This window comes from Paracoccus sp. ME4 (genome assembly GCF_046736325.1).
Taxonomy (GTDB): domain Bacteria; phylum Pseudomonadota; class Alphaproteobacteria; order Rhodobacterales; family Rhodobacteraceae; genus Paracoccus.
On record NZ_CP151276.1, the window covers coordinates 988466 to 1012500 of the forward strand.

Sequence of the window (24035 nt, forward strand, 5' to 3'; positions counted from 1 at the left end):
AGGACAAATGTTCTTAAAAAGTTCTTTACCGAATCGAAAGAACATGAGAACAAAGAAGCAACAGAGAGGAGTTGCCGCCATGACCATGGATACTGCCATCGACCTCATCGGTGCCGCCACGCTCAGCCTGACCATGATTGCCCTGCTGTGGCTGCCCGCCATCCTGCAGGTCTGACCGACTGCCCCGCGACGCAGGGATGGCGCCCCGCCTGTGCGCCATCCGTCCCCAAAGCTCGCGCACCTGGCCGGCCCCGCAAGGGGTCGGCCCTTTTCATGCGGCCCCTTTCAGGCGGCCTTGTCCATCGCCTCCAGCGTCGCGTCCCACGCCAGCAGGATCGAGGCGTGTCGGTTCGGATAGGCGCGCGCCGGGGTCAGCGCCTCCAGATCCGCGAAGGGCGCGGTGGGTGCCGGGGCATCCCCCGTCAGCATGGCCAGCAGCTGGTCGCGCGCCTGCGCGATGCCCGCACGGTCCATCCCGATCACCGCCTGGCCCAGAACCGAGGCCGAGGCCTGCCCCAATGCGCAGGCCCGCACCTCCTGCGCGAAATTGCTGATCCGGCCGTCGGCCAGCGACAGATGCACCGTCACCGACGATCCGCATTGCGGAGAGCGGCGCTGGACGCTGGCCTGCGCACCCTCCAGCCGACCCTGATGCGGGATCGCCGTGGTCAGCGCCAGGATGCGCCGCGAGTAGAGCTGCATCAGATCGGTGTCGGCCATGCGTCGTCCCTTGGGGTTTCATCAGCGCTGATCGGGGATTAGATAGGCACGGCCATGCCGAAAGGAAACCCGATGTTCGATCCCTCCAGCCTGAAATATGACGCCGCCGGGCTGATCCCCGCCATCGCGCAGGATGCCGCGACTGGTGAGGTGCTGATGATGGCCTGGATGAACGCGGATGCCGTGGCCCGCACCCTGCAGACGGGGCGCGTGACCTACTGGTCGCGGTCGCGCCAGGCGTTGTGGATCAAGGGCGAAAGCTCGGGGCACGTGCAGACGCTGATCGAGCTGCGCGTCGATTGCGACCGCGACTGTCTTCTGGTGCTGGTCGACCAGACCGGGCCCGCCTGCCACACGAACCGGCGCAGCTGCTTCTTCACCGGCATCCGGGACGGGGCCGAGGTCGTGCTGAGCGATCCGATCACCTAAAGCCCGACCATCCGGCGGATGTTGGCGGGACTCGCTCCTTCGGCGCGATACTGCCGGATGGCGCGGGCGTCGTCGCGCTTGGCCAGACGCCGTCCCGCCGTGTCGCGGATCAGCCGGTGGTGCAGGTAGTCCGGTACCGGCAGGTCCAGCAGATGCTGCAGCAGGACATGGATATGGGTGGACGCGAACAGGTCCAGCCCCCGCGTCACCAGCGTCACCCCCTGCGCCGCATCGTCCACCACGACGGCCAGGTGATAGGACGTGCCCATCCCGCGCCGCGACAGGACCACATCGCCGATCCCGTCCAGGAACTGCTGCCGGGTCAGGACATGCCGGGTGCCCTGATCGGTGAAGGCCACCGCGTCCCGCCCAAGCGCGTCGAAGGCGCGGGCCGCATCCAGCCGGATCACGTCATCGGGTCCGGCCTCCGCATGGCTGCGCCCCCGGCAGGTGCCGGGATAGATCAGCCCGTCCGGCCCGGCGGGCAGGGCGCCCTCCTGCGGGGCGGACAGGGCCGCGCGGATGTCGCCCCGGCGGCAGCGGCAGGGATAGGTCAGCGGCGAGAGCCGCGCCAGTGCCTCCCGATAGGCCGCCATCCGGTCCGATTGCCGCATGACCGGGACGGGCCAGGTCAGGCCCAGCCAGGCCAGGTCCTCGAAGATCGCGGCCTCGTATTCGGGGCGGCAGCGGTCGCGGTCGATATCCTCGATCCGCAGCAGGAAATCGCCCTGCGCCGCCGCCGTCAGGGCCGAGAAGGCATGGCCCAGATGCAGCAGCCCCGTGGGAGAGGGCGCAAAGCGCGTTACTGCCCCCGATGTTACTGGGCGGCCAGCCATGCGCCGAAATCGTCCTTGGCGCGCTGCGTATAGGCCGGATAGCGGTCCTTGCGACCGCGCCGCCCCGACCGCGTGTCGGGCAGCGGCGGGAACAGGCCGAAATTCACGTTCATCGGCTGGAAGGTCTTGGCCTCGGCCCCGCCGGTGATGTGGTTGACCAGCGCGCCCATCGCGGTGGTGAAGGGCGGCGGCGCCAGGTCGCGGCCCAAGGCCTGCGCCGCGGCCATGCGCCCGGCCAGCAGGCCCATCGCGGCGCTTTCGACATAGCCCTCGACCCCGGTCACCTGACCGGCAAAGCGCAGGTTCGGGCGCGGCCGCAGCCGCATGCGGTCGTCCAGCAGCGTGGGCGAATTCAGGAAGCTGTTGCGGTGGATGCCGCCAAGGCGCGCGAAACTGGCCTCCTGCAGGCCGGGGATCATCCGGAACACCTGGGTCTGCGCGCCGTATTTCATCTTGGTCTGGAAACCCACGATATTGTACAGCGTCCCCAGGGCGTTGTCGCGGCGCAGCTGGACGACGGCATAGGCCTTCTCCTCGGGCTTGTGCGCGTTGGTCAGGCCCACGGGCTTCATCGGGCCGTGGCGCAGGGTCTCGCGGCCGCGTTCGGCCATGACCTCGATGGGCAGGCAGCCGTCGAAATAGCCCGCCGTCTCGCCCTCGTGGAACTCGGTCTTGTCGGCGGCCAGAAGCGCGTCGATGAAGGCCTCGTATTCGTCACGCGTCATCGGGCAGTTGATATAGGCCTTCTGCTCGGCCAGGGTCTCGCCCTTGTCATAGCGCGACTGCTCCCAAGCAATCGACATGTCGATCGTGTCGGCATGCACGATGGGCGCGATGGCGTCGAAGAAGGCCAGCGCCTCGGTCCCCGTCACGCCACGGATCGCCCCCGCCAGCGCGTCCGAGGTAAGCGGCCCCGTCGCCACGATCCAGTTGCCGGTGTCGGGCAGTTCGGTGATCTCTCCGGGAACGATGGTGATCAGCGGATCGGCCTGCAGCGCGGCCGTCACGGCGGCCGAGAAGGCCTCGCGGTCCACGGCCAGCGCGCCGCCCGCGGGCAGGCGGTGGCGGCCCGCCATCTCCATGATCAGACCGCCCGCGGCCCGCATCTCCCAATGCAGCTGGCCCACCGCGTTCATCACGTCGTCATCCGAGCGGAAGCTGTTCGAACAGACCATCTCGGCGCAGTCGCCGGTCTTGTGGGCAAAGGTCTCGACCTGGGGGCGCATCTCGTGCAGCACGACGGGCACGCCCATGCGGGCGATCTGCCAGGCGGCCTCGGACCCGGCCAGGCCGGCGCCGATGATGTGGACGGGTTCCATGCGTGTCTCCATGCGGTCTGGGCTAGCAAGGCGGGGGCGGAATGGAAAGGGGCGGCGCCGATGGCACCGCCCCCAAGGTCATGCGACCGATCCGCGCGGGATCAGGCCTCGGTGGTCTCGGCGGCTTCGCCTTCGGCCTCGGCCTCGTCGTCCTCGGCGCGCAGCGCCGACGGTGCGGCGAGGTTCGCGATCACGAAGTTGCGGTCGATGGTCGTCTTGGCGCCCGCGGGCAGCTTGACGTCCTCGATGTGGATCGTGTCGCCGACGTTCAGGCCTTCCAGATCGACGGTGATGTGATCGGGGATGTCACCCGCGGTCACGACCAGCTCGACCTCGGGACGCACGGTCACCAGGGTGCCGCCGCGCTTCAGGCCGGGGCACTTGTCCTCGTTCACGAACTCGACCGGGATGAACAGGTTCACCTTCGAGGTCCGGCGCAGGCGCATGAAGTCGATGTGGATCGGCAGATCCTTGACGACATCGCGCTGCACGCCGCGGCAGATGACGCGGACGTCGTCCTGGCCCTCGACCTGCAGGTTCCACAGGGTGGACTTGAAGCGGCCGGCGCGCAGGGCGGTCAGCAGCTTGTTGAAGTCGAACTGGATGGCGACCGGGTCCTTGCCGTCACCATAAACGATACCGGGCACCTTGCCGTCGCGGCGAGCCTGGCGGGCGGCCCCCTTGCCTGACCCCGCGCGTGCCTCGGCCACCAGATTCGGAATCTCTTTGGCCATTGCTGTAATCCTTAAACAGTGTTGACGGCGCCACCCTCCAAGGGTGCGTGACGCCAAGCGGTGCCCATACCCCAGCCCGACCCCGATGTGAAGCGGTAAAAAGCCGCGCCTGCGGGCGAATTGACTTGCCAGGCCCGGGGCCGCTATGGCCCATGGACCGACCGGGGCGGCGCGTTCCGGCAGGCGGACGGCGGGGCTCGGGGAGGCGCAGGGTGACGGCAGGGACGGATGGCGCGCAGGCGCGGCTGATGTCGGTGGACTATCTGCGGGTGGTCCTGGCCGCCTTCGTGGTGCTGGCCCATTCGGGCCTCGCGCGCGAGACGCTGCGCGACGGCGGCGCGGCCGGGCTCTGGGGCTTGGCGCTCGGCAACAGCACGCTGCGCGTCGCGGTGCCGGTCTTCACGCTGATCGCGGGGCTGTTTCTGGGCCAGGTGATCCGGCGCGGACAGATATCGCCCTGGGCGGGCGGCCTTCTGGCGCGCTACGCGGTCTGGAGCGGGGTCTATCTGCTGTTCCTGTGGTTCTACTACAGCGAACGCCCCCTGTCGCTGACGCTGAGCGAGCTGCTGCTGGGCTTCATGCATCTGTGGTTCCTGGAGGGGCTGGCCATCGCCGGCATCATCCTGGCCGCGATGGTGCGCCTCGGGTGCGGGGCGGTGATCGGATCGGCGATCGTGCTGGGGGCTGCGGGGCTGTGGCTGCAATATCTGCGCATGGCGGGCCTTGCGGATGTTCCGGTCGAGCATTACCGCAACGGCCCGCTCTATCTCTATCCCTATCTGGCGATGGGCTGGCTGATGGCGCAGTCGCCGCCGCGCCTGTCCGCGGCGGCGCTGTGGCTGGTCGCAGGCGTCGGCCTGGCCGCGACGGTCGTCGAGAGCCACGCCTGGCTGCGCCGCATCGGAGAGGAGCCGCTGCTGGAGATGCCCCTGGGTCATCTGCTGCTGTGCCCGGCGCTGCTGATGCTGGTCATGCGCTGGCGCGCACCCGTGACCCACCTCCCCCTGGGACGGGCCGCGGCGGGCATCTACGTGATGCACGTCCTGGTGCTGCAGGGGCTGCCGATGCTGGGCATCGACCATCCGGGCTGGGGCGTGATCCTGGGGATCGCGCTGCCCTTTGCCCTGGTCTGGGCGGTCGTGGCGGCCGGACGCCGCCACCGCTGGCTGCTGCGGCTGATCTAGGCGATCGTGTATTCGTCCAGGAAGTCCCGCGGGATCAGCAGGTTCTGCGGGCCGACCCGGTTCAGGTCGCGCTCTCCGCACAGGGCCATGCTGGTGTCCAGTTCCTTGCGGATGATCTCCAGCGCGCGGGTCACGCCGGCCTCGCCCATGGCACCCAGACCGTGCAGCCAGGCGCGCCCGATCCAGGTGCCATGCGCGCCCAGGGCCAGGGCCTTCAGCACGTCCTGACCCGAGCGGATGCCGCCGTCCATATGCACCTCGACCGATGTGCCCACCGCCTTGACGATATGCGGCAGCATCCGGATCGAGGACAGCGCCCCGTCCAGCTGCCGCCCGCCATGGTTGCTGACCACGATCGCGTCGGCCCCGAAATCGGCGGCGATGCGTGCGTCCTCCGGGTCCAGGATGCCCTTCAGGATCAGCTTGCCGCCCCACATGTCGCGGATCTTGGCGATCTTGTCCCAGTCCAGGCGCTCGTCGAACTGCTCGGCCGTCCAGCTCATCAGGCTGGAGGTGTCGCCCACGCCCTTGGCATGGCCCACGATGTTGCCGAAGAACCGCCGCTTGGTCTTCAGCATGCCCATGCCCCACCGCCAGCGGGTGGCCAGGTCCAGCATGGTGGGCAGGGTCATCTTGGGGGGCGCGGACAGGCCGTTCTTCAGGTCCTTGTGCCGCTGGCCCAGGATCTGCAGATCCAGCGTCAGCACCAGCGCGCTGCAGCGCGCGGCCTTGGCCCGCTCGATGATTGCGGCCAGGAAATCCTGGTCCTTCATCACATACAGCTGGAACATGAAGGGCTGCGTCACATGGGCGGCCACGTCCTCGATCGAACAGATCGACATGGTCGACAGGCAGAAGGGCACGCCGAACTTCTCGGCCGCGCGGGCGGCGTGGATCTCTCCGTCGGCATGCTGCATGCCGGTCAGCCCCACGGGCGCCAGCGCCACCGGCATGGAGACGGGCAGGCCCGCCATCTCGCGCGACAGGCTGCGGTTCGACATGTCCACGGCCACCTTCTGCCGCAGCTTCAGCCGCGCGAAGTCGGTCGTGTTGTCGCGGAAGGTCTGCTCGGTATAGCTGCCCGATTCCGCATAGTCGTAGAACATCCGCGGGGTGCGGGCGCGGTGCATCCGCTTGAGGTCTTCGATGCTGGTGATGACGGGCATGGGCGGGCCTTTCGCGCAATTGGTCAAAACTTCTTACCAGTTGCGCGGCGGCCTGGCAATCATTCCGTGGGCGTCGCCCCGGCGCGGGTGACCAGCGCATCGTCCACCACCGGGCCGCGCAGCGCCTCGGCCCGCGCCTGCAGGGCGGAGGCACGGGCAGCGGTCGCGGTCTCGACCGGTGCGGCGCTGGTCGCGGCGGGGGCGGCATGGGCGGGCAGGGCGGGCGGCGCCAGCACCTGATCGGTCGGCAGCAGCGCGGGATAGGCCCCGTCTTGCGAACAGGCCCCCAGGGTCAGGATCAGGATCAGCGCATGTCTCATGGCCGGACGATACGTCGGCGCGGGGCGGCCGGCAACGCCTTCCCTCGCCGCCGGGCGCGGGCTAGAGAGGCTCATGGCCCGCACCCAAGGTTCCCGCGCCGAGATCACCGGCCCCCTGATCCGCGACACCGCCCGGCGGCTGTTCGCGCGACAGGGCTATGCCGCCGTCTCCATGCGCCAGATCGCGGCGGCGGTGGGCGTTCAGGCCGGGGCGCTCTATGCCTATACGCCTGACAAGCAGGCCCTGCTGGCGGAACTGCTGGAGAGCCACATGCGCGACCTTCTGGACGCGTGGCGCGACGATCCGGCCCTGGACCCGCTGGCCCGGCTGGAGCGGTTCGTGCGCTTCCACATCGACTTCAGCCTGGACAGTTCGGACGCGGTGTTCCTCTCCTACATGGAGCTGCGCAACCTGACGCCCGAGAATTTCGACCGCATCGCCCGGCTGCGCGGCGCCTATGAGGGGCTGCTGGAGGGCATCCTGCGCGCGGGCATCGCCGCGGGCGTCATGCGCATCGAGGACCCCAAGCTGACCACGCTGGCGCTGATCGCCATGCTGACCGGCGTCACCGACTGGTACCGCGAGGGCGGCCGTCTGGACCGGGCGCGCATCGCCCAGATCTACTGGGGCCTGGCGCGGGGGGCGGTCGGCGCGTGACGCCTTGCCGCCCCGCGCGCCATGCCGGATAATCGCGCCCATGTCCCTGCCCCCCGGATTCCTCGACGAGATTCGCAACCGCGTTCCGATCAGCCGCGTGATCGGGAAGAAGGTGACGTGGGACCTGCGCAAGTCGAACCAGGCGCGCGGCGACTGGTGGGCGCCATGCCCCTTCCACCAGGAGAAGTCCGCCAGCTTCCACTGCGACGACCAGAAGGGGTTTTATTACTGCTTCGGCTGCCAGGCCAAGGGCGACGCCATCGGCTTTCTGCGCGATCATGACGGGATGGAGTTCATGGACGCGGTCAAGATGCTGGCCGCCGAGGCCGGGCTGACCATGCCCGAACCCGACCCGCGCATGCGCGAGCGCACCGACCGGCGCAGCCAGCTCCTGGAGGTGACCGAGACCGCCAGCCGCTGGTTCCGCCTGCAGCTGCAGACCGGCGCCGCGGCCGAGGCGCGGGCCTATCTGGACCGCCGCGGCCTGGACGCGGCCGCGCTGGAGCGGTTCGAGATCGGCTTCGCCCCCGATCAGCGCACCGCCCTGACCACCGCCCTGCGCGACAAGGGTTTTGCCGAGGAGCAGATCATCGAGGCCGGCATGTCCGCCCGCCCGGATGGCGGCGGCGCGGCCTATGACCGGTTCCGGGGCCGGATCGTCTTTCCGATCCGCGACGGGCAGGGGCGCTGCATCGGCTTCGGCGGGCGCGCGATGGACCCGAACGCCCGGGCGAAATACCTCAACAGCCCCGAGACGCCACTCTTCGACAAGGGGCGCAACCTCTACAACCTCGGCCCCGCGCGCAGTGCGGTGTCCAAGGGCGCGCCCCTGGTGGTGGCCGAAGGCTACATGGACGTCATCGCGCTGGTCCGGGCGGGCTTCGGGGGCGCGGTGGCGCCCTTGGGCACCGCCATCACCGAGGAACAGCTGCGGCTCATGTGGCGCGTCTCGCCCGAACCGGTGATCGCGCTGGACGGGGACGCGGCCGGACAGCGCGCGGCGCAGCGGCTGATCGACCTGGCGCTGCCGCTGACGGGGCCGGGGCAGGCGCTGCGCTTCGTCATCCTGCCCGCGGGGCAGGACCCGGACGACCTGATCAAGGCGGCCGGTCCCGGCGCGATGGGGGCGCTGCTGGATAAGGCGCGGCCGATGCTGGACCTGCTCTGGGCGCGCGAGACGCAAGGGCAGGTCTTCGACAGCCCCGAGCGCAAGGCCGCGCTGGACCGCCGCCTGGGCGAGGCCATCGCGCGCATCCCCGACGAACGCACCCGCGCGCTCTATGCCGAGGACATCCGCCGCAAGCAGTGGGACCTGTTCGGCGGCGCCCGCAGGACGACCCCTCGGTCGGGCGCGGCCGGGCGCGGCCCGGCCCGGCGCCAAGGGGCCTCGATGGCCCCGCAGGCGCCGATCACTGCCATCGCGCCGAACGTGCCCGACCGGGGCGACGACCTGATGGAGGGCGCGGCGTTGCTGATCTGCGCGCTGCGTCCCTCGGTCGTCGCGCGGATCGAGGCGCGGCTGGAACGGCTGCTGCCGCCGGACCCCGACCGCGCGGCGCTGCTGCACGACCTGCTGACGCGGGGCGACAGCCCGGCGGGGCGGCGCGGCCTTGAAACGCTGCGGCGCAACGCCCATCTGGGCCTGACGCCGGCGGTGATCGAGCAGAAGGACGACGAGGCCGCGCTACTGATCCTGCTGGACTTGCTGGACAAGCTGGAGGTTGCCCGTGCCACCCATCACGAACTGCCGCGCGCCGAATCCGAGATCCAGGGCGAGGCGGACGAGGGCCTGACCTGGCGCCTCAACCAGATCAACCGCGCCCGCCACCGCGCCGAACGCCCCGAGATGGAGACCTCGGGCGACATGAACGAGGACAGCGACGCCCTGTCTGCGCAGCTGTCGGACTGGCTTTCCGGGCAGATCTGGCGCAAGCCGCCACGGCGCTGAGCCGAATCGCCGGACCGCCGGTTGCGAATCATCAGCGCGCACGGCCTTTGAATCGGCCGGGAAGCGCGCTAGAACCGAAACGATTTTGCGCTGATTCGCGACCCTCGGCGAATCGATCGCGCCGAATGTTCTCGCCGAGAAGGAGCCCTGGATGGCCGCCAAGGACGACGACCACGACAAGACCGACAAGGACGACAACGCCCATACGCTGGACATGAGTCAGGCGGCGGTCAAGCGGATGATCGCCGAGGCGCGCGAGCGGGGCTACATCACCTACGATCAGCTGAACTCCGTCCTGCCGCCCGAGCAGGTCAGCAGCGAGCAGATCGAGGACGTCATGTCGATGCTGTCCGAGATGGGCATCAACGTCATCGAGGATGACGAGGCGGCCGAGGAATCCGAGGGCGGCGCCGTGGTCGCGGCCGGATCGGGCTCGCGCGAGCTGGCCGTCTCGACCAGCGAGACCGAGAAGCTGGACCGCACCGACGACCCCGTCCGCATGTATCTGCGCGAGATGGGCTCGGTCGAGCTGCTGTCGCGCGAGGGCGAGATCGCCATCGCCAAGCGCATCGAGGCCGGTCGCAACACCATGATCGCGGGGCTTTGCGAGAGCCCGCTGACCTTCAAGGCCATCACGCTCTGGCGCGAGGAGCTTCTCGACGAGGAGATCCTGCTGCGTGACGTGATCGACCTGGAGACCACCTTCGGCCAGTCGATGGACGGCGAGGAGGCCGAGGAGGTCGAGCTGACCGTCGAGGGCGAGCCCAGTGCCGCCGCCCCCAAGCGTGAGGAATACGACGCCGACGGCAACCCCCTGCGCGTCGAGGACGACGAGGAGGAGGACGAGGGCGCCAACCTGTCCCTGGCCGCCATGGAGGCCAGCCTCAAGCCCAAGGTCCTGGAGACGCTGGAGGCCATCGCCCATCACTACGAGGGCCTGGCCGACATGCAGGATCAGCGCATGTCCGCGACGCTGAACGAGGACAACAGCTTCTCGGCCAGCGCCGAGAGCGAGTACCAGAAGCTGCGGTCGGAAATCGTGGTGCTGGTCAACTCGCTGCACCTGAACAGCGGCCGGATCGAGGCGCTGGTCGACCAGCTCTACGGCATCAACCGCCGCATCGTCACCATCGACAGCGGCATGGTCAAGCTGGCCGACGCCGCCCGCATCAACCGCCGCGAGTTCATCGACGCCTATCGCGGCGCCGAGCTGGACCCGACCTGGGTGGACCGCATGTCGGCGCAGGCCGGGCGCGGCTGGCAGGCCCTATTCGAACGCTCGCGTGACCAGGTCGAGCGTCTGCGTGCCGACATGGCCGAGGTCGGGCAGTATGTCGGCGTCGACATCGAGGAGTTCCGCCGCATCGTGGCCCAGGTCCAGCGCGGCGAGAAGGAGGCCCGTCAGGCCAAGAAGGAAATGGTCGAGGCCAACCTGCGCCTGGTCATCTCCATCGCCAAGAAATACACGAACCGCGGATTGCAGTTCCTGGACCTGATCCAGGAGGGCAACATCGGCCTGATGAAGGCCGTCGACAAGTTCGAGTATCGCCGCGGCTACAAGTTCTCGACCTATGCGACCTGGTGGATCCGTCAGGCGATCACGCGCTCGATCGCGGATCAGGCCCGCACGATCCGCATCCCGGTCCACATGATCGAGACGATCAACAAGCTGGTCCGCACCGGCCGCCAGATGCTGCACGAGATCGGCCGCGAACCGACCCCCGAGGAACTGGCCGAAAAGCTGCAGATGCCGCTGGAGAAGGTCCGCAAGGTGATGAAGATCGCCAAGGAGCCGATCAGCCTCGAGACCCCGATCGGGGACGAGGAGGACAGCCAGCTTGGCGATTTCATCGAGGACAAGAACGCCGTTCTGCCCTTGGACAGCGCCATCCAGGAGAACCTCAAGGAGACCACGACCCGGGTTCTCGCCAGCCTGACGCCCCGCGAGGAGCGCGTGCTGCGCATGCGCTTCGGCATCGGCATGAACACCGACCACACCCTGGAGGAGGTCGGCCAGCAGTTCAGCGTCACCCGCGAGCGCATCCGCCAGATCGAGGCCAAGGCGCTGCGCAAGCTGAAACACCCTTCGCGAAGCAGAAAGCTGCGGTCCTTCCTTGACCAGTGATCTGGAGGGCATCGACGGGCTGGGCTTCGTGCTGTACCGCAGCACCGCCCGGCCCGGTCTGGACGGATCGGACATGCAGGACATCCTGCGCAGCGCCCGGTCACGCAACCAGTCGCTGGGCCTGACCGGCTGCCTGCACCATGAGGAAGGCCTGTTTTTCCAGTGGCTGGAAGGCCCTGCGGAGGGTCTGCGGCAGGTGATGGCCTTGCTGACCTCGGATGCGCGGCACAGCCGGATCGAGGTCCTGGACAGCGGTGCGCTGAACCATCGCCGGTTCCAGGACTGGCGGATGCGGTTCTCGGACCGCGACCGGGCCTCGCTGATGGACTGGTTCGCGCGCTCCGACACGGCCACCGTGCATCGCGGCGATTATGCGGGGGGCGTCGTGGCCTTCATGCTGGGCCTCGAGATCTGATCGCGGTCTTGCAATTCCGGCACAAACTGTGAACATTGCGCGTGACGAGGGAGATCGGCGCGCGTGATGACAGTGGATGAGGCGGGGGTCCACCTGACCCTGGGGCTGGCCTTGGGTCTGGTGGTGCTGCTGATGGTGGCCGCGGGATCGTGGCTGGCGGTGGCCCGCGACCGGGCGCGTCTGCGCCGCGAGGCCGACGCCGATCGCCAGGCCGCCCGCATTGCGGAGGTCCGCCTGCGCGGGCACGCCGAGATGCTGGAGGCGCGCCTGGCCGAGCTGACCGAGGATCGCGACGGCCTGACCGATGCGCTGCACCTGTCGCGTCAGCAGGCGGCCCAGCTGGAGACGCGGCTTGCCGAGGCGCGGCTGCGGGCCGAGAAGGATGCCGAGGCCGATGCCCGCGAGATCGCGACCCTGCGCGAGATGCGGGCCGAGATGACGCAGCAGTTCAAGCTTCTGTCCGCCGAGACCCTGCGCAGCCAGCAGGAGGACCTGCAACGGATGCAGAACGACCGTCTGGCGGCGCTTCTGACGCCGTTCCGCGACCAGGTCGGCCGGTTCCAGACCGAATTGCAGGCCCGCAACCGCATCTTGGACGAGGAATCCGCCCGCCTGCGCGAGCAGATCCTGTCGCTGCACAATCGCAGCGAACAGATCAGCCGAGAGGCCGTGAACCTAACCCGCGCGCTGAAGGGCGACAAGCAGCGGCAGGGGGCCTGGGGCGAGATGGTGCTGGAGCGCATCCTGGAGGATTCGGGCCTGGAGGCGGGAACGCATTACGACCTTCAGGCCAGCTGGCGCGACGATGACGGCAGGCTGTGGCGGCCCGATGCGGTGGTGCGCCTGCCGCGCGGCAAGGTCATGGTCATCGACAGCAAGGTGTCGCTGAACGACTATCAGCTGTCGGTGACCGCCGAGGAGCCGGAGGTCCGCGCCGCCGCCCTGCGCCGCCACGTCGCCGCCATCCGCACCCATGTCGAGACGCTGTCGCGCAAGGGCTATCAGCGCATGGATGACGGATCGGTCGATTACGTCCTGATGTTCGTCCCGGTCGAGGGCGCGTTCCAGGAGGCGCTCCGGGCCGACCCGGACCTCGCGGGCTTTGCCATCGACCGCCGCGTGGGGCTGACGACGGCCACGACGCTGATGCTGACGCTGCGCACCGTGGACCATGTCTGGGCGGTCGAGCGGCGCGAGAGCAACGCGCTGGAGATCGCGCGGCGGGCGGGGCAGCTCTACGACAAGGTCGCGGGCTTCGTGGAGGCGATGGAGGGCGTGGGCCGCGCGCTGGACCAGGCCAGCCGGGCGCATGGGCAGGCGATGGACCGGCTGACCCGCGGACCCGGCAACGTGATCCGCCAGGTCGAGATGCTGCGCGGACTGGGCGCACGCAGCAGCAAGCAGATGGCGCTGGATCACGACCGCGAGGACGACCGCCCGCCGGAGGCCGCCGAATGATCCACAGCCTGACCGTCCAGACGCACGGACCTGCGCTGCACGAGATCACCGATCCTTTGCATCGCTGGCTGGATGCCACGGGCGCGGGCGACGGGGTGCTGACCCTGATGATCCGGCACAGCTCGGCCTCGCTGCTGATCCAAGAGAATGCCGATCCGGACGTGCGCACCGATCTGCTGGCCTGGCTGGAGCGCATCGCGCCACCGGCCGACCATCTGTCGATGGGCTGGATCATCCCTCGCGACGAAGGACCGGACGACATGCCCGCGCATCTGAAGGCTGCCGTCCTGCCGACGACGCTGCAAATCCCGGTTCGGCGGGGCGCGATGATGCTGGGCCGCTGGCAGGGCGTCTATCTGGTCGAACATCGCCGCGCCCCGCACCGGCGCGAGGTCGTGGCCGCGTTTCAGTCGTTCGACTGAGGCATGAGGTAGATCTCGCGGATCGCCGCGCGTTCCGGCGCGGTAATCATGTGCAGCACCGCATCGGCCACGTCCTGCGGCTGCAGCTTGTCGGGGGCGCCCTTGTCGAAGAAGGGCGTGTCGACCATGCCCGGCGCGACGACGCAGCAGCGCCCGCCCCATTCGCGCATCTCCTCGGCCAGATTGCCGGCATAGCCATGCACGAACCACTTGGTCGCGCCATAGATCGAGCCGGGGATGTGCCGCCGACCCGCCGCCGATCCGGTCAGGACCAGCGTGCCGCGCGTCCTGCGCAGATGCGGCAGCAGCGCGCGCGCGGTCAGCACCACGCCCGTGACGTTCAGGTCGATCATGCCGCGGATGTCGTCCAGGTCGCCGGCCTCGGTGCCCGGTGTCTTCAGGCCGCGCCCGGCATTGGCGAAGGCGGCGTCGATCCCGCCGAAACGCTCCTCCACCTGCGCCGCCGCCGCCGTCAGCGCGTCGATGTCAGTTGCATCGCCCCCGACGACCATCGCCCTGTCGCCAAGCTCGTCCGCCAGCGCCGTCAGCTTGTCGGCGGACCGGGCGAACAGGGCGACGTTCCAGCCGGCCGCGACCGCCACGCGGGCGGTCGCGGCGCCGATGCCGGAGGAGGCGCCGGTGATGAACAGGGTCTGGGTCATGGTGGCCTCGATCGTTGGAATTCCGCGGGAAATGACCGCGGCCAACGCGTCATTCGGGCCACAGGTTCCGGGGGGCGCATCTTGTGGGCTGTGGATAACGCTACCCAATCCCTGCCAAGCTGCCTATAGTCGCTGTGGATCGCCCCAGCACAGGGACAACGGAATGCGCTGCCCGTTTTGCGGAAATGTCGATACCCAGGTCAAGGACTCGCGTCCGGCCGAGGATAACGTGGCGATCCGCCGCCGTCGCTTCTGCCCGGCCTGCAGCGGCCGCTTCACCACCTATGAGCGGGTGCAGCTGCGCGATCTGGTCGTGGTCAAGACCAACGGTCGGCGCGAGGATTTCGACCGCGACAAGATGGCCCGCTCGATCCGCATCGCCATGCAGAAGCGCCCGGTCGAGCCCGAACGCATCGAGCAGATGATCAGCGGCATCGTCCGGCGGCTGGAGAGCACCGGAGAGACCGACATCCCCTCCAAGGCCATCGGCGAGATCGTGATGGAGGCCCTGTCGCGCATCGACAACGTGGCCTATGTCCGCTTCGCCAGCGTCTACAAGAACTTCCAGGACGCGGACGATTTCGACAAGTTCGTGTCCGAGCTGCGCCCCGGCGCCGCGCAGGATTGACGCCCGACCCGACAGAGGACGCGCGGCACATGGCTCATGCCCTGCGGCTGGCGCGGCGGGGTCTGGGCAATGTCTGGCCGAACCCCGCGGTAGGCTGCGTGCTGGTGCGCGACGGTCGCGTCGTCGGGCGCGGCTGGACCCAGCCCGGCGGACGCCCCCATGCCGAGCGGATGGCGCTGGACGCCGCGGGCGCCGATGCGGCCGGCGCCACCGCCTATGTCACGCTGGAGCCCTGCGCCCATCACGGCCGCACCCCGCCCTGCGCCGAGGGTCTTGTGGGCGCCGGCATCGCCCGCGTGGTGACCGCGCTGACCGATCCCGACCCGCGCGTGGCCGGACGCGGTCATGCGATGCTGCGCGCGGCGGGCATCCCGCTGACCGAGGGCGTGCTGGCCGATCAGGCGGCGGAACTGCAGGCGGGCTTCCTGCTGCGCATCACCGCGCGCCGCCCCTTCGTGACGCTGAAGCTGGCCAGCAGCCTGGACGGCCGCATCGCCATGGCCAGCGGAGAGAGCCGCTGGATCACCGGACCGCAGGCGCGGGCGCATGTCCACGCGCTCCGCGCGCAGCATGACGCGATCCTGGTCGGCGGCGGCACCGCGCGGGCCGACCGACCGCATCTGAACGTGCGCGGCATCGCCACGCCCCAGCAGCCTGTGCGCATCGTCCTGTCCGCGCAGGCCCTGCCGCCCATGCCGCCGCAGGACGCCGATCACGGCCCCCTGTGGCGGGTGGAGGGGCCGCCCGACCGTGTTCTGGCCGATCTGGCCGGGCGCGGCCTGACGCGGGTCTTCTGCGAGGGGGGCGGCCGGCTGGCCGCCAGCCTGATGACCGCGGGTCTGGTCGATCAGGTCGTCGGTTACACGGCGGGGCTGGTGCTGGGTGCGGAGGCGCGGCCGTTCCTGGGCGCCACGGGCTGGGCCGCGCTGGCGGATGCACCGCGGTTCCGCTTGGTCGAGAGCCGGGCGATCGGGGGCGATCTGTTCCACCGCTGGCGGCGGATCTAGCGCCGCCAGATCCAGGCGTGACCGGCCAGCGCGCCCTGCGCCTTGGCCAGCAGCCGCAGCAGCGGCGGGTGCGGGACGCGGTCCTCCGTCAGACGCTCCAGCGCCAGTTCGACCGGGCAGGGCAGGCCCGTGACCGGGTCGCGGTAGCGCGGATAGGCGATCAGGCAGGCATGGACCAGCGCCGCCAGATCGGGGCGCGCCCGGCGGCGCGCCGGGATCGGGCCAAGATCGCGCGTCAGGCCCCAGCCCGCATAGAAGGGCGCCCCCAGGGTGGTGACGGGTCTGCCGCGCAGCAGCGCCTCGAAGCCCAGGGTGGAGGTGATGGTCCAGACCTCGTCCGCATCCCGGATCAGGGCGACGGGATCGGCCCCGGCCGCGACGTGATCGGCCAGACCGGCCATGGCCTCGGGCGCGATGCCGCCGGGGCGCAGCCCGGCCTCCACGTCGGGATGGGGCTTGTAGATCACGAAGGCCTGCGGATTGTCGCGGCGCACGCGCTCCAGCAGGGCCAGGTTCGTGCGCTCGGCGCCCGCGCCGAGGCGGATCGAGGCGTCGTCCTCGACCTGGCCGGGGACCAGGATGCGGCGCCGGTCGTCGCGCGGCGGTAGGTCGGTCGCGCCGCCGAGGTTGTACTTGGTCAGCCCCGCCGCGATCAGCGCCGCGATCAGCCGTTCGGCCCGCGCCCGCCCGCCCGGCGGCGGCCCGAGCGCGATCAGCGCCTCCAGCCGCGACGGCGCGGTCGGGTCGAAATAGATCCCCAGATCGTCGGCCACCAGCGACAGCGGCGGCGTCAGCGCCGCGCCCAGCCCGCGAGAGCGCAGGAAGCCGTCCTCGACCCGGATGGCCTGCGGCACGGTGGCCGCCGCACCCGCCCAGGCCAGCGTCACGGCCTCCGAGGGCCGGTCGGCAAAGCGCAGGGGCCGCGCGTCGCCGAATTCGCGCGCCAGAAAGCGTCGCTTCCACAGGCGCATGCCGTAGGCCAGATGGCCGTCGCGATCCTGGCGGAAGGCGCGGGCCTCGGCCTCGATCTGGTCCATCGCGGTCTCCAGATCGGTCAGGCGGTCGCGGCAGGGGTCGTACCAGACCGGGCCGTCGAGATGGCTGGCGGCGAACAGCGCCTCGCGCGTCGCCTGACCGCGGCGGGGCGGGGGGCGGTCGTCGTCGCTGAGGCCCCAGCCCGCATAGAAGGGCTGGCCGAACAGCCGCGGGCGGTGCCCCGCCAGCAGCGCCTCATAGCCTAGCTGCGAGCTCACGGCATAGACCGCCTCGGCCTCCTGGACCAGCCGCCAGGGCGAGACCGGGCCGTCGCAGATCACGTCGCCTGGACGCAGGTCGCCCGCCTCCAGATGGCCGGGACGCAGGCCCGCGGCGGTCTCGGGGTGGGTGCGGATTACGATGGGGCGGCCCGGATGCTCGTCCCGAGCGGCCTCCAGCATGGTCAGGAACCGCGCGCGGTCCGCGCCCTGCAGCGAGGCGTCGCCCCGCGTCTGATCGATGACCAGCACATGGCCCGGCGGGGGCAGGGGGTGGCGCGCGTCGTGGTGGTTGTACTTGGACAGATCGGCCGCCCGCATGCGCGCCATCAGCCGCACGGCCCGGTCGCGCTGATCGTCGCTCAGGGGTCGGGCGATCAGCCGCTCCAGCCGCGAGGGGCGGGAGGGGTCGAAATGCAGCCCGTCCGGGTCGATCAGGAGGCCGATGGGCCCGCGCGCGGCCAGGTGCCCCGACGCGCGCCCCGGCAGGACCGAGCGCAGGAAGCCATCCTCGACCGTGACGATGGGGCAGCCGCGGCGCCGCGCGACGGCCTGGCCGCGCCACGCGGTCGGGCTGGCGCCCCAGATGCCGACGGGTTCGCCCGGCGGCGGCAGGCCCAGGACCGGGCGATGGCCCGCCAGCGTCAGGATGCGCGCGATGCGGGGGCGGGTCAGGAAGCCCAGGTTCATGATGAAAAGCCGCCGAGTTTCCCCGGCGGCTGTCGCGTCGTTCGGCATCATCGGGCGCAGGTCAGTTGCCGATGTTGGACAGGCTGTCGGCCGTGGCGGCGCTGCCGGTGACGGCGGAGAGAGTCTTCTGCCATTGGACATAGGGCGCTTCGGTCACATAGACGGTATCGCCGTCGCGGATGATGAAGTCGCGCGCCAGGAACAGCCCGTTCGGCCGGGTCAGGTCCAGCACATAGGCAAAGCGCTGCGTGCCGATCACCGGCTTGCCCATCACGCGGCTGGCGACCGATTCCGGCTCGTCGCGTAGCACGAAGACGCCCGTGGGGTCGGCCAGGCTGCTGTTCAGGCCGCCGACCATGGCGATGGCCTCGGCCGCGCTGATCATCTCGTTGCCCAGGGGGACGCGGGTCTGGCCGCCGAGCGCGCCGAGCGCGGTGAAGCTGCGCTGATCCTCCTCGACCACGATCAGGTCGCCCGGACGCAGCGCGATGTCGTTGGTGGGGCTGGAATAGAGGTCGGTCAGCCAGACGCGCCCGCTGTCGCTGCCGCGCTTGACGGTGACGACCGCCACCTCGGGCTCGATCGCGACGCCGCCGGCCCGCGCCAGCATGGCCGAGAGCGACCGCGTGGGCCGTTCGATCGGATAGACGCCCTGCGCGCCGACGCGGCCGACGACCGAGACGGTGGCGCCGTTGCCCGCCACGCGCTGGACCGTCACCTGCGGATCGGGGGTCTGGGCGCTGAGTTCGCGAGTGATGATCTGGCGCAGCTGGTCGGGGGTGTTGCCGGCCGCGCGGACCCGCCCCGCATATGGCACGAAGATGAAGCCGTCGCTGTCGACCTGGATCTCGGTCAGCGAGGTCGAGCTGGACCCGAGCGAGGTCAGCAGGCCGTCATCCACGTTCTCCCAGATCGACAGGCCGAGCGTGTCGCCCGCCCGGATCTCGTCCGCGCCGACCTGGCCGGCGTTGCGGAAGCTGTTGGAGAAGCCGTAGGCCGGCGCGAAGGCCGAGGCGCGGGTCACGTGGTCGTTCACGAAGATGACCTGCGTGTTGCCGCCGCGCTCGACGGCGCCGTCGAAGATCTCGCCCTTGTTGGGACCGGACCGGGGCAGCGCGCAGGCCGCGAGAAGGCAGAGCGATGCCGCCATCAGCACCCTGAGGGTGCTCGACGATCGAAGGGTAACTGTCACCTCGGATACTCCGTTGTTATCGTGGCCGGGTCCGACCGGCCTGTTTTGACCCTATTCTAGCCGCGTCGGGCGGTTCAGACCACAGGTTCTTGCGCGTCGCGGGCGCGCCGTTGCGTTTTAGCCATCCCGGTCCGACAGCTGCTGGCGGGGCAGGGTCCGGCCGGTGGCCAGCGCCTCGTAGGGATCGTCCGGCGAGAGCAGCATGTCGGCCACCAGGCGCAGCGCATGGGCCCGCGATCGGCTGGCGTAGAAGCCGCCGGGGATCTGGCTGGTCTGCAGCAGATAGTCGCGGAATACCCGGTAGGCCTGCGGATCGGGCGCGTCTGGATCGGCCAGGAACGCGTCCAGGTCCTGGTCCGAGACCAGCCCCGGCTTGTCGTAGACCGCCCGGCCCAGGGGCTTGACCGGGATGCCGCGCCACAGCGCCTGCTGGGCGGCGGTCGAGTTGACCGTCACCACGGCGCGGGCATGCGACAGGATCTCGGCCAGCTTGCCGCCGCGGATGTAGTGGACCCGACCCGCCACGTCGTGCCGCGCCGCCGCGGCGGTGATCGCCGCACGGTTGCCCGCGCGGCCGTCCTCCAGCGGATGGGCCTTGAAGATCAGGTGGTGATGGCGCGGGGCCGCGCGCGCGAAGCTGTCGACGACCGTGTCGATGAATTGGGCGTTCCGGGTGAAGGGCGAATGGCCGAGGAAGTTCGAATCATGTTCCAGCTGCATCAGGACCAGGTTGTAGGGCCACCCCGACAGCCGCAGGCGCCGCCACTGCAGCGCGCGGCCCAGGTTGTAGAACGGCGCCAGGACCAGCCTGCGCAGGTTCAGCCGGAATTCCTGCACGACCGAGATCGCGCGGTGACCCTGATAGGCGCGATAGCGGCGGTTCGCGACCAGGATGAGGAAGTGGTAGAAGGCGCCGTAGAACTTGTGCTGGCGCATGTCGCCCCAATGGGCGGGGGGGCGGCGCACCTCGTTCAGCTGTTCGCGCAGGACGGCGCGCATCTGGGCCAGCGGGATGCGCATCAGCGCCGAGTTGCCGTTCGAGCCCTGCCGTTCATAGCTGATCCAGTAGGGGCGCAGGTAGCCCTCCTCGAAGACGTGGACGCGCAGCCCGCGTTCGGCCGCCATGGCGCGGGCGGTGGCGTGGATCGGCCGGACGTCGCCGTAGAGCACGATGTCCGTGACGCCGCGTTCGGTCAGGATGCGCGACAGATGCGCCGACCAGCCGGGCAGCCCGTCCTCGTGCCGAATGAAGCGGTCGCGGTCGGACCAGAAGAACTCGTCCCCCGCGTTGAAGCCGCAGCGCCAGACGGTGGCGCCCGCCGCGCGCAGCAGCCGGCCCAGCCTGTCGAAGAACGGGCCGTGCGGACCCTGGAGCATCAGGAACACCCGCGCCGCGACGGGCGCGTCGGGCAGGCGGGCGGCGGGCGGGTCCGCAAGGGGGACCGGTGGCGGGGACGGGGGCTGGAACATGGCACTTGAAACGGAAATGGCGTCACGCGACGGGGACCGAACAGACCTGACATGCCACGTCGCGGCCCGTCGATCCAGAATTTTGTCCATGACGCTTAACGGCGGCCGACCGGAGGGGGCGGCCGGGCTTGACGCTTGAACGGGCGGGGCCGATGGCCTAGGTCGGACGGGAAGCATTGGGACGTCACACAGGGAGGCCGCGATGTTCACCGGCATCATCACCGACATCGGCATCGTGCGGGCCGTGGAAATGCGCGGCGACATGCGCGCGCGCATCGGCTGCGCCTATGACATGGCGGGGGTCGATCTGGGCGCGTCCATCGCCTGCGACGGGGTCTGCCTGACGGTCATCGCCAAGGGCGGAGACTGGTTCGACGTGGACATCTCGGCCGAGACCCTGTCCAAGACGCGCATCGGCGCCGAGGGCTGGGAGGTGGGTCAGCGGCTGAACCTGGAGCGCGCGCTGCGCGTGGGCGACGAACTGGGTGGCCATATCGTCAGCGGCCATGTGGACGGCGTGGCCCGCATCACCGCCGCCGCGCGCGAGGGCGACAGCCTGCGCCTGACCTTCGAGGCGCCCGCCGATCTGGCGCGCTTCATCGCGCCCAAGGGGTCGGTCACGCTGAACGGCACGTCGCTGACCGTGAACGAGGTCGCGGGCAACAGCTTCGGCATCAACCTGATCCCGCATACCCAGCAGGTCACCACCTGGGGCGATGCGGCGGTCGGCGACGCCGTGAATCTGGAGATCGACACGCTGGCCCGCTATGTCGCGCGGCTGGCCGAGGCCGGGCAACCCATCGGCGCATGACGCCAGTCTGAAGGACGAACAGATGCAATTCGAGGAACCCGGCCCCGTCGAGCGCGACCTGTCGGCCGCCATCTCTCCGATCGAGGACATCATCAACGAGGCCCGCAACGGCCGCATGTACATCCTGGTCGACCACGAGGACCGCGAGAACGAGGGCGATCTGTGCATCCCCGCGCAGATGGCCACGCCGGACGCGATCAACTTCATGGCCACCCATGGCCGCGGCCTGATCTGCCTGTCGCTGACCGCCGAGCGGATCGAGACGCTGGGCCTGACGCTGATGAGCCCCAAGAACTCCAGCCGCCACGAGACCGCCTTCACCATGTCCATCGAGGCGCGCGAGGGCGTCACGACCGGCATCAGCGCCCATGACCGCGCCCGCACGATCAGCGTGGCGATCGACCCGACCAAGGGCGCGCCCGACATCGCGACGCCGGGCCACATCTTTCCGCTGCGCGCCCGCGACGGCGGCGTCCTGGTCCGCGCCGGCCATACCGAGGCGGCCGTGGACATCTCGCGCCTCGCCGGGCTGAACCCGTCAGGGGTGATCTGCGAGATCATGAACGAGGACGGCAGCATGGCGCGCCTGCCCGACCTGGTCGCCTTCGCGCAACGCCACCGCCTGAAGATCGGCACGATCAGCGACCTGATCCGCTATCGCCGCCGCCACGACAACCTGATCGCCGAGCGGTCGCAGCAGGCGGTCCGCTCGGTCCATGGCGGCGAGTGGCTGATGCGCATCTTCGCCGATGAGACGCAGGGGACCGAGCATATCGTCCTCACCAAGGGCGATCTGGCCGCACCCGGCCCGGTCCTCGTGCGCATGCACGCGCTGGACCCGCTGCACGACGTGCTGGGCATCGGCCGGGACGGGGCGGGCAGCCTCGCGTCCTGCATGAGCGTCATCGCGCAGGAGGGGCGCGGCGTCGTCGTGCTGATCCGCGACCTGACGCATGCGGTCACGCCCGGCGACGATGCCGGGCCGCACACGCTGCGCCAATACGGGCTGGGCGCGCAGATCCTGTCGGCGCTGGGCCTGTCCGAGCTGACCCTTCTGACGAATTCGGCGCCCGTGCGGGTGGTGGGGCTTGACGCCTACGGGCTTTCCATCCATTCCACCCGGCCTATTCCCAAGGACTGAGACATGGCCTCGAACACGCAACATCACGAACTGGCGCTGCCGCGTCTTGATGCGCCGGTGCGCCTGCTGGCGGTCGTGGCGCCCTATTACAAGCCGATCACCGACGGCCTGCTGTCCGGTGCGCGGGCCACGGCGGATGCGGCGGGGGCCAGCCTCGACGTGATCGAGGTGCCGGGCGCGCTGGAGATCCCGACCGCGGTCGGTCTGGCCGCGCGCAGCGGGCGCTATGACGGCTTCGTCGCGCTGGGCTGCGTGATCCGGGGAGAGACGACGCATTACGACACGGTCTGCAACGACAGCTCGCGCGCGCTGACGCTTCTGGGGCTGCAGGGCGTGTGCCTGGGCAACGGCATCCTGACGGTCGAGACCCTGGCCCAGGCCGAGGTCCGGGCCGATCCGGCGGGACAGAACAAGGGCGGCGGTGCCGCCGCCGCGGCGCTGCACCTGATCGCCCTGGCGCGCCGCTGGGGCGGGGATGCCGCGCAGACATCCGCGGCCGATCACGACGTGATCCGCCTCGCGGGACAGATGGAAGGGCAGGGCCGGTCATGAGCGAGCAGGACCCCGCAAAGCGCCCCGACCGCCGCACGCTGAGCAGCGCGGCGCGCATGTATGCCGTCCAGGCGCTGTTCCAGATGGAGGCGGCCGGACAGTCCGCCGACCGCGTCACGCGCGAGTTCCAGAACTATCGCATCGACTTCGACGACCGCGACGGCCCGACCGAGCAGGCCGACGAGGCGCTGTTCATGCGCATCGTCGATGACGTCGTCATGTGGCAGTCGCGCATCGACCAGGCGACCGATCGCGGTTTGGTGGCCAAATGGCCCATCGACCGGATCGATCCCGTGCTGCGTGCCGTCTTCCGGGCCGCGGGGGCCGAGCTGGTCACGGAACGCGCCCCCGCCAAGGTCGTCATCAGCGAATATGTCCGCCTGACGCAGGCCTTCTTCCCCGACGGACGCGAGGCACGCTTCGTCAACGCGGTGCTGGACCACATGGCGCGCGACCTGAAGCCTGATTCCCTGGATTGACCGCCGCTTCCACGTGCGGTCCGCATGGGCTCGGACAGTCGCTGTCCGGGCCCTTTTCACGTCCTCCAGCCGGGATCGCGCGTGTCCTGCGTGTCGGGTAAACGGCAGCGTCGTGGCATCTATGCAACAACAGCGATGGCGGGTAGCGGAAGATTCTCTGCCGTTTTCATGGGCAGTCACGGTCGTGTTTCAGGGCGGATGGGCCTGCCGGGATTGCCGTCAGCGTCGAGAAACGGCTGAAAGAGGCAGGATTACCGTGCGTTACGCATCGGTCGATCCGGTTTCATCACCAATCATTTCAAGCAATTTTCGGCGATCTCTTGCCTGTTTGCGTCAAGGCCCCAAAGGCTCACGTTTGCGCGACCGTTCCAAGAAATGCAGCGCACTTTGAACCCAAAGGCGGTGGCGCTAATTGT

24 protein-coding genes are annotated in these 24035 nt (G+C 69.8%); 14 read left to right on the forward strand and 10 right to left on the reverse strand.

Features of this window, described 5'->3' with window-relative positions:
- Nucleotides 1-285: 285 nt before the first annotated feature.
- Nucleotides 286-720, reverse strand: coding sequence for an iron-sulfur cluster assembly scaffold protein (locus AACG61_RS05015; RefSeq protein ID WP_411838918.1), 435 nt, complete (start codon nt 718-720; stop codon nt 286-288).
- Nucleotides 721-792: 72 nt separating this feature from the next.
- Between AACG61_RS05015 and hisI the strand changes: the two genes are divergently transcribed.
- Complete coding sequence (gene hisI, locus AACG61_RS05020; RefSeq protein WP_411838919.1) at nt 793-1149, forward strand: phosphoribosyl-AMP cyclohydrolase; 357 nt, start codon at nt 793-795, stop codon at nt 1147-1149.
- Here the strand turns inward: hisI and gluQRS are convergent.
- The 3 genes from gluQRS to AACG61_RS05035 form a co-directional block, all read right to left on the reverse strand.
- Nucleotides 1146-1985 carry a tRNA glutamyl-Q(34) synthetase GluQRS gene (gene gluQRS, locus AACG61_RS05025; RefSeq protein WP_411838920.1) on the reverse strand — a complete coding sequence of 280 codons (840 nt, stop codon included), beginning with the start codon at nt 1983-1985 and terminating at the stop codon, nt 1146-1148. The genes hisI and gluQRS overlap by 4 nt on opposite strands.
- Nucleotides 1967-3304, reverse strand: coding sequence for a methylenetetrahydrofolate--tRNA-(uracil(54)-C(5))-methyltransferase (FADH(2)-oxidizing) TrmFO (gene trmFO / locus AACG61_RS05030; RefSeq protein WP_411838921.1), 1338 nt, complete (start codon nt 3302-3304; stop codon nt 1967-1969). Before trmFO ends, gluQRS begins: the two co-directional genes overlap by 19 nt.
- A 101-nt stretch (nt 3305-3405) precedes the next feature.
- Nucleotides 3406-4038, reverse strand: coding sequence for a 50S ribosomal protein L25/general stress protein Ctc (locus AACG61_RS05035; RefSeq protein ID WP_411838922.1), 633 nt, complete (start codon nt 4036-4038; stop codon nt 3406-3408).
- Nucleotides 4039-4250: 212 nt separating this feature from the next.
- On the opposite strand from AACG61_RS05035, the gene AACG61_RS05040 reads away from it, so the two are divergent.
- Nucleotides 4251-5222: an acyltransferase family protein gene (locus AACG61_RS05040; protein WP_411838923.1), complete on the forward strand. Its 972-nt coding sequence runs from the start codon at nt 4251-4253 to the stop codon at nt 5220-5222.
- Here AACG61_RS05040 and AACG61_RS05045 read toward each other — a convergent pair.
- Nucleotides 5219-6388 (reverse strand): L-lactate dehydrogenase, encoded by a 1170-nt coding sequence (locus AACG61_RS05045; RefSeq protein WP_411838924.1) that lies wholly within the window; start codon nt 6386-6388, stop codon nt 5219-5221. The two genes, AACG61_RS05040 and AACG61_RS05045, sit on opposite strands and share 4 nt — an antisense overlap.
- A 59-nt stretch (nt 6389-6447) precedes the next feature.
- Nucleotides 6448-6708 (reverse strand): hypothetical protein, encoded by a 261-nt coding sequence (locus tag AACG61_RS05050; RefSeq protein ID WP_411838925.1) that lies wholly within the window; start codon nt 6706-6708, stop codon nt 6448-6450.
- 73 nt (nt 6709-6781) lie between these two features.
- On the opposite strand from AACG61_RS05050, the gene AACG61_RS05055 reads away from it, so the two are divergent.
- From AACG61_RS05055 to AACG61_RS05080, 6 genes are all read left to right on the forward strand, one after another.
- On the forward strand, nt 6782-7366 hold the full coding sequence (locus AACG61_RS05055; RefSeq protein WP_411838926.1) for a TetR/AcrR family transcriptional regulator: 585 nt from the start codon (nt 6782-6784) through the stop codon (nt 7364-7366).
- Between the two features lie 40 nt (nt 7367-7406).
- Nucleotides 7407-9314, forward strand: coding sequence for a DNA primase (gene dnaG / locus AACG61_RS05060; protein WP_411838927.1), 1908 nt, complete (start codon nt 7407-7409; stop codon nt 9312-9314).
- 151 nt (nt 9315-9465) lie between these two features.
- On the forward strand, nt 9466-11439 hold the full coding sequence (gene rpoD / locus AACG61_RS05065) for an RNA polymerase sigma factor RpoD (RefSeq protein WP_411838928.1): 1974 nt from the start codon (nt 9466-9468) through the stop codon (nt 11437-11439).
- Nucleotides 11429-11854 carry a BLUF domain-containing protein gene (locus tag AACG61_RS05070; protein WP_411838929.1) on the forward strand — a complete coding sequence of 142 codons (426 nt, stop codon included), beginning with the start codon at nt 11429-11431 and terminating at the stop codon, nt 11852-11854. Before rpoD ends, AACG61_RS05070 begins: the two co-directional genes overlap by 11 nt.
- Before the next feature lie 66 nt (nt 11855-11920).
- Nucleotides 11921-13312 carry a DNA recombination protein RmuC gene (gene rmuC / locus AACG61_RS05075; protein WP_411839464.1) on the forward strand — a complete coding sequence of 464 codons (1392 nt, stop codon included), beginning with the start codon at nt 11921-11923 and terminating at the stop codon, nt 13310-13312.
- Nucleotides 13309-13734, forward strand: a complete 426-nt coding sequence (locus AACG61_RS05080) for a secondary thiamine-phosphate synthase enzyme YjbQ (RefSeq protein WP_411838930.1) — start codon at nt 13309-13311, stop codon at nt 13732-13734. Before rmuC ends, AACG61_RS05080 begins: the two co-directional genes overlap by 4 nt.
- On the opposite strand, the gene AACG61_RS05085 is transcribed toward AACG61_RS05080, so the two are convergent.
- The gene (locus AACG61_RS05085) at nt 13719-14396 is read right to left on the reverse strand and encodes an SDR family oxidoreductase (protein WP_411838931.1); all 678 of its coding nucleotides are present in this window, start codon (nt 14394-14396) and stop codon (nt 13719-13721) included. The two genes, AACG61_RS05080 and AACG61_RS05085, sit on opposite strands and share 16 nt — an antisense overlap.
- A gap of 163 nt (nt 14397-14559) precedes the next feature.
- Here AACG61_RS05085 and nrdR point away from each other — a divergent pair, with 163 nt between their 5' ends.
- Nucleotides 14560-15024, forward strand: a complete 465-nt coding sequence (nrdR, locus tag AACG61_RS05090; protein ID WP_411838932.1) for a transcriptional regulator NrdR — start codon at nt 14560-14562, stop codon at nt 15022-15024.
- Between the two features lie 29 nt (nt 15025-15053).
- Nucleotides 15054-16031, forward strand: coding sequence for a bifunctional diaminohydroxyphosphoribosylaminopyrimidine deaminase/5-amino-6-(5-phosphoribosylamino)uracil reductase RibD (ribD, locus tag AACG61_RS05095; RefSeq protein ID WP_411838933.1), 978 nt, complete (start codon nt 15054-15056; stop codon nt 16029-16031).
- Here the strand turns inward: ribD and AACG61_RS05100 are convergent.
- The 3 genes from AACG61_RS05100 to AACG61_RS05110 form a co-directional block, all read right to left on the reverse strand.
- On the reverse strand, nt 16028-17974 hold the full coding sequence (locus AACG61_RS05100; protein WP_411838934.1) for a capsular polysaccharide biosynthesis protein: 1947 nt from the start codon (nt 17972-17974) through the stop codon (nt 16028-16030). The two genes, ribD and AACG61_RS05100, sit on opposite strands and share 4 nt — an antisense overlap.
- A gap of 61 nt (nt 17975-18035) precedes the next feature.
- Nucleotides 18036-19124 carry a polysaccharide biosynthesis/export family protein gene (locus tag AACG61_RS05105; protein ID WP_411839465.1) on the reverse strand — a complete coding sequence of 363 codons (1089 nt, stop codon included), beginning with the start codon at nt 19122-19124 and terminating at the stop codon, nt 18036-18038.
- Between the two features lie 159 nt (nt 19125-19283).
- A complete protein-coding gene (locus AACG61_RS05110) occupies nt 19284-20636 on the reverse strand; it encodes a capsule biosynthesis protein (RefSeq protein ID WP_411838935.1) in 1353 nt (450 codons plus the stop codon).
- 202 nt (nt 20637-20838) lie between these two features.
- Between AACG61_RS05110 and AACG61_RS05115 the strand changes: the two genes are divergently transcribed.
- Genes AACG61_RS05115 through nusB form a run of 4 tightly spaced genes read left to right on the forward strand, consistent with a single transcriptional unit; the run spans nt 20839 to nt 23619 of the window.
- Nucleotides 20839-21447, forward strand: a complete 609-nt coding sequence (locus AACG61_RS05115) for a riboflavin synthase (protein ID WP_411838936.1) — start codon at nt 20839-20841, stop codon at nt 21445-21447.
- A gap of 22 nt (nt 21448-21469) precedes the next feature.
- Nucleotides 21470-22588 carry a 3,4-dihydroxy-2-butanone-4-phosphate synthase gene (gene ribB / locus AACG61_RS05120; RefSeq protein ID WP_411838937.1) on the forward strand — a complete coding sequence of 373 codons (1119 nt, stop codon included), beginning with the start codon at nt 21470-21472 and terminating at the stop codon, nt 22586-22588.
- A gap of 3 nt (nt 22589-22591) precedes the next feature.
- On the forward strand, nt 22592-23140 hold the full coding sequence (locus AACG61_RS05125) for a 6,7-dimethyl-8-ribityllumazine synthase (protein ID WP_411838938.1): 549 nt from the start codon (nt 22592-22594) through the stop codon (nt 23138-23140).
- Complete coding sequence (gene nusB, locus AACG61_RS05130; RefSeq protein ID WP_411838939.1) at nt 23137-23619, forward strand: transcription antitermination factor NusB; 483 nt, start codon at nt 23137-23139, stop codon at nt 23617-23619. Before AACG61_RS05125 ends, nusB begins: the two co-directional genes overlap by 4 nt.
- The last annotated feature ends 416 nt before the right edge of the window (nt 23620-24035 follow it).

Bases quoted from the DNA above. Each gene is read 5' to 3' on its own strand.
- AACG61_RS05015 (WP_411838918.1), bottom strand. From the start codon at position 720: ATGGCCGACACCGATCTGATGCAGCTCTACTCGCGGCGCATCCTGGCG.
- hisI (WP_411838919.1), top strand. From the start codon at position 793: ATGTTCGATCCCTCCAGCCTGAAATATGACGCCGCCGGGCTGATCCCC.
- gluQRS (WP_411838920.1), bottom strand. From the start codon at position 1,985: ATGGCTGGCCGCCCAGTAACATCGGGGGCAGTAACGCGCTTTGCGCCC.
- trmFO (WP_411838921.1), bottom strand. From the start codon at position 3,304: ATGGAACCCGTCCACATCATCGGCGCCGGCCTGGCCGGGTCCGAGGCC.
- AACG61_RS05035 (WP_411838922.1), bottom strand. From the start codon at position 4,038: ATGGCCAAAGAGATTCCGAATCTGGTGGCCGAGGCACGCGCGGGGTCA.
- AACG61_RS05045 (WP_411838924.1), bottom strand. From the start codon at position 6,388: ATGCCCGTCATCACCAGCATCGAAGACCTCAAGCGGATGCACCGCGCC.
- AACG61_RS05050 (WP_411838925.1), bottom strand. From the start codon at position 6,708: ATGAGACATGCGCTGATCCTGATCCTGACCCTGGGGGCCTGTTCGCAA.
- AACG61_RS05055 (WP_411838926.1), top strand. From the start codon at position 6,782: ATGGCCCGCACCCAAGGTTCCCGCGCCGAGATCACCGGCCCCCTGATC.
- dnaG (WP_411838927.1), top strand. From the start codon at position 7,407: ATGTCCCTGCCCCCCGGATTCCTCGACGAGATTCGCAACCGCGTTCCG.
- rpoD (WP_411838928.1), top strand. From the start codon at position 9,466: ATGGCCGCCAAGGACGACGACCACGACAAGACCGACAAGGACGACAAC.
- rmuC (WP_411839464.1), top strand. From the start codon at position 11,921: ATGACAGTGGATGAGGCGGGGGTCCACCTGACCCTGGGGCTGGCCTTG.
- AACG61_RS05080 (WP_411838930.1), top strand. From the start codon at position 13,309: ATGATCCACAGCCTGACCGTCCAGACGCACGGACCTGCGCTGCACGAG.
- AACG61_RS05085 (WP_411838931.1), bottom strand. From the start codon at position 14,396: ATGACCCAGACCCTGTTCATCACCGGCGCCTCCTCCGGCATCGGCGCC.
- nrdR (WP_411838932.1), top strand. From the start codon at position 14,560: ATGCGCTGCCCGTTTTGCGGAAATGTCGATACCCAGGTCAAGGACTCG.
- ribD (WP_411838933.1), top strand. From the start codon at position 15,054: ATGGCTCATGCCCTGCGGCTGGCGCGGCGGGGTCTGGGCAATGTCTGG.
- AACG61_RS05100 (WP_411838934.1), bottom strand. From the start codon at position 17,974: ATGAACCTGGGCTTCCTGACCCGCCCCCGCATCGCGCGCATCCTGACG.
- AACG61_RS05105 (WP_411839465.1), bottom strand. From the start codon at position 19,124: ATGGCGGCATCGCTCTGCCTTCTCGCGGCCTGCGCGCTGCCCCGGTCC.
- AACG61_RS05110 (WP_411838935.1), bottom strand. From the start codon at position 20,636: ATGTTCCAGCCCCCGTCCCCGCCACCGGTCCCCCTTGCGGACCCGCCC.
- AACG61_RS05115 (WP_411838936.1), top strand. From the start codon at position 20,839: ATGTTCACCGGCATCATCACCGACATCGGCATCGTGCGGGCCGTGGAA.
- ribB (WP_411838937.1), top strand. From the start codon at position 21,470: ATGCAATTCGAGGAACCCGGCCCCGTCGAGCGCGACCTGTCGGCCGCC.
- AACG61_RS05125 (WP_411838938.1), top strand. From the start codon at position 22,592: ATGGCCTCGAACACGCAACATCACGAACTGGCGCTGCCGCGTCTTGAT.
- nusB (WP_411838939.1), top strand. From the start codon at position 23,137: ATGAGCGAGCAGGACCCCGCAAAGCGCCCCGACCGCCGCACGCTGAGC.